The 3,888-nt window shown below is 71.9% G+C and carries 4 protein-coding genes; all 4 read right to left on the bottom strand.

Translation table 11 applies throughout. The features are described 5' to 3' along the window. Positions 1–79: 79 nt before the first annotated feature. The gene (locus AB1609_17595; protein ID MEW6048261.1) at positions 80–1,360 is read right to left on the bottom strand and encodes a hypothetical protein; all 1,281 of its coding nucleotides are present in this window, start codon (positions 1,358–1,360) and stop codon (positions 80–82) included. Positions 1,361–1,378: 18 nt separating this feature from the next. After that, the gene (locus AB1609_17590) at positions 1,379–2,296 is read right to left on the bottom strand and encodes a hypothetical protein (GenBank protein ID MEW6048260.1); all 918 of its coding nucleotides are present in this window, start codon (positions 2,294–2,296) and stop codon (positions 1,379–1,381) included. Positions 2,297–2,369: 73 nt separating this feature from the next. Next, positions 2,370–2,603, bottom strand: coding sequence for a diguanylate cyclase (locus AB1609_17585; protein ID MEW6048259.1), 234 nt, complete (start codon positions 2,601–2,603; stop codon positions 2,370–2,372). A 90-nt stretch (positions 2,604–2,693) separates the two neighbouring features. After that, a partial coding sequence (locus AB1609_17580) for a hypothetical protein (GenBank protein ID MEW6048258.1) occupies positions 2,694–3,888 on the bottom strand: 1,195 nt, incomplete at its 5' end.

Here is a 3,888-nt window from a genome sequence, read left to right as displayed (position 1 = left end):
AAACCAACCCCCGCCGAGAGCAAAGCATTACCCCCCTCGCCTCAAACCCGCCGCAAGTGGCCGCTCGGCCACCCGCGGCTCACCGGATGAGCCTCACCGGCACCGGCCTCGTCACCGTCCAGAGTTCGACCAGACCCAAGCGGTCCAGCGACGGCGTCTCCTCGGGCTCCGGACCCGGTCCCTCGATCAAGGCACGGTAGCGCACGTGTGCGCCCGGCGGCACCGGGGTGTCCCTCCCGGGCACCACCGGGGTCCAGCTCGCGCCGCCGTCCGTTGAAACCTCCCACGACACCGAGGAGCCCTCCGGCAGGGCCGCAAACACAGGCGCGACCAGCACCTTGTTCACCGGGTAGCCGGTGACAAACTCCCTGGACAGGAGCATGGCGCGCCACCTGTACCTCGCCACCCGGAACGAGCCGTCGCTCAGCGCCGGCACGGGCACCACGTCCCCGCTCCCGCGCAGGTGGCCCCGGACCCCCGAAGAGCAGAGCACGGGGACGGCGTCACCCGAGTCCCCCACGCGCAGCGCGCCCCTCCCCAGGGGCTGCGCGGAGCACGGCAGCGCCGCCCCGCCCCCTGCCACCCGGTACGTCCGCAGCTCGCCGCCCGCCAGCACGCGGTACTCCTTCCCTCCCGGCGAAAGGGCCAGGCCGTCCACCGGCGCGGGCAGCTCACAACCCCAGGGCACCTCGGCCAGGCGCTCCCCGGCAGGCACGAAGTACCGCACCCTCCTGCCCGTTGCCACGACCACCGCGCCGCTTGCCGGGTCTGCGCTGATGGCCGTCACCCCCGCCACGGCCAGCCCTCCCGAAGGCAGCTCCACGTAACTTCCCACCGCGGGCGCAAAGCAGCGCACGCGGTCCCGGCAGGCAACGTACACCCGGCCGGCATGGCCCACGGCCACCCCCGTCACCCCCGAGAGGCCAGAAACGCCCGGCCCCGCCGGCGAGAGGCCGCGGGGCCCCGCCAGGTACACCGAGAAACCGTCCTGCCGCGCAATGTACAGCTTCCCCCCGGCCGAGCAGGCGGCTCCCGCGGACGGAAGGGCGCTGTCGAGCACCTTGAGCAGCCCCTCCGGGCGGTGCAGCCACACCCGCAACCGCCCCGAAGTGCACACCACCAGCTCGTGCCTGTCTGCCGCCACGGACGAGGGCTCAAGCGGCAGCTCGACCAGCCCGGGGAAGCCCGGGATCAGCCTCGCGTCTGTGCCCGCGAGATCGACCCCGCCGGCGTCCACGTACTCCTCCTGAATCGCCAGCGGGCCCGCCCGGGCGACCGCAGGGAACACGAGGCACACGGCAAGAGCAAACGCCAAAAGTCTCCTAAAGCGCGCGGCCCCCTCGACAACCACGACTTCCACACCCCACACCCCCACCACTCAGCCGCCGCCAACAAGACAGGCAAGGCCGTCAAGGGGACAGCACACCCTGCCGTCCTGCAGCACAAAGTCCAGGCCGGCAGGGCCCAAGCCGCCCCGCAGGTCGAACTCCAGATCGCCCGCAGAGGCACGCCCGGTCCAGGGGTCGTACCACACGACGCGGCCCAGCTTCTCCAGCACGAAACGCACCGGCGCCCAGGCCCGGCCACCGGAATCCACCCAGGGCTGCACGTCGGGGAAGGACACCCGACGCTCCTCCACGAACACGTCGACCCGCCCCTCCGAAACGGACCCCCTCAGCCTGCCGCAGGGCTCCCTCACCCCGGCGAACAGCCCGGCAAACCCCTCAGGAGGCCCGCTCCCGAGGAACAGGTGGCCCCAGAACCGCGCCCAGCGGGAGCCGAAGGCCAGGCGGAAGTCCTCCGCGAAACACTCCCACACGTACCAGTCAGGCTTCCCCTGCAGCCCCCGCAGGGACACGTAGTCCGCCCGCTGGCCGGGCGTAAGGAGCTGCCGCCAGGCCAGGTGGCCGAGCTCGTGGGCGACCACAAAGGCATCCTGGTAGCACGAGGAAAACACGCACGCCTCGGACAGATCGGGCGTCGCCGCGCCCCCTATCCTCCGGCCCGCAATCGACCCGCCGTCCGGCGTCCGGTACTCCCACGACCCCGAAGCCTCCACCGGCCGCGGGAAGACGAGCACCCGCGCCTCGAGCTTCGGGAACTGGCGCTCAACCCAGGCACACTCCGCCCGGACCTCCGCCAGGTCCACGGAACCCTGCTCCCCGGCCACCCGGTAGTGCGGGACGCACCACCAGGGCAGCGAGCCGACTTCCCTGACCTCCACGGCGGCCGCGGCGCGGGCCGCAAAAAAGAAGGACACCACCAGGGCCCAAAACAGCGCCACCGCCCGGCGCACCCAAGCACCACCCCCAAAAGCAGAAGGGCCGGGGCCGCATGCCCCGGCCGCACGAGCCCGGAACGCCGCCGCATCAGGTTGTCACCACCCGGTCCCGGCCATCCCGCTTCGCACGGTAGAGCCGGGAGTCAGCCGCGGACAGCAGCTCCCCAGGCGTCCTCCCATCGTCCGGGAAGGCCGCCACTCTGGCCGAGACCGTGAGGCGGCCCGGACCCGGCCACGGTCGCGAGACCACCGCCTGGCGGATGCCCTCCACTCGGGCAACCGCATCAGCCAGCGAACACCCCTTCAGCACCTCATCGCCCACGGCGCGGCCGTGACCCTCGTTGACCCCCTCACCACAGACACCGCTTTTCAGGAAGGTATGTAACCCCCGGGGACCACCCCGGGGGCCAGGCTAGGGGTTGTAAATTTGCAGCGTCTTCCACGCTGCGTTCAGGGCAGGGTCGCGCACGCCCACGCGCACCACCTGGTACCCCGCAGCGGAGAACCCCACCTCCACCACGTCACGGTATGGCTGCCAGGTGGCCCCGCCGTCGAGGGACAGCTCGAGCTCCGACGGCAGGAAGAGGTTGTCCTGCGCGTCAAGCACCAGGACCGCCCGCCCGCCCGCGGCTGCCGCGGCGTCGCCGAGCCACCTCGCGTCCAGCCTGGGCGCTTCGCCGTCGACCACGAGCTCCTGGCCGACGGGCCTGCCGGTCCCGAACTGCACCCAGACCGCCCGGGGACCATCCCCGGGAGGCAAGACCAGGTCTTTGGAGGTCCCCACCGGCTCGGGCGCCTGCCACACGACCCCGTTGAAGGAGAACCTCATGTTCCGCGCCTCCGCCGGGGGACTCAGCGCCAGCCTGACGTACGGGCCCGAGAGCAGCCTCGCCGTTTCCGGCACGCCCAGGCGCCGCGCCGCCTGCGCCGGGACGGGCAGGGGACCCCCGCCCGGGCCCGACACCACGGCAAGCACCTGGCCGGGGACGCTCGAGAGCAGGTTGGTCAGCGCGTACGCCGTCCGGATGTTGCCATTTCCGTCCCTGACCTGCACGTACACCACCCTGGGCCCCTCGCCCGGAAGCAGCGTCCAGGACCGGGTCGGGGCAAACGGCTCCCAGGGCGTCCAGCTCTGGCCGTCGTGGGAGTAGCGCACCCTCAGATCTGCCGTCGCGGTGGCGTCATCGGAAGCCTTGAGCGTCAGCGTGACCGCCGGCGAAGACACCATCTCCGCGCCGCCGTTCACCCGGAGCTCCACCTCGGGCGGCGTCATGTCGAAGCGCAGGTAGATCTGCGCCGCGGCCACGTCCGAGACGTTACCCGCCGCGTCCCGGAAGCGGACGTACACCGTCCGCGTCCCCTCGCCGGGGGCAAGGGACCAGCCGGAGTACGTGTCCGAGTACGGGTACCAGGGACTCCAGACCGAGCTGTCATTGCTGAACTGCATGGAGGTCAGGCCGGACCCGCCGGAATCGGACGCAGCGAGGCTCAGGGTGACGGAAACAGAGCCCGTCACAGCCGCACCGTCGTTGATCTTCACCGCGCCCGACGGCGGCACCGGATCGGTCCGGTTGGGCAGGGTGCAGGTGAAGGCCTCGCTCATCGGG

This window comes from Bacillota bacterium, from assembly GCA_040754675.1.
GTDB lineage: Bacteria > Bacillota > Limnochordia > Limnochordales > Geochordaceae > Geochorda.
The sequence above is the reverse complement of the archived record's forward strand: the minus strand, read 5'-3'. Positions and strand labels throughout refer to the sequence as shown.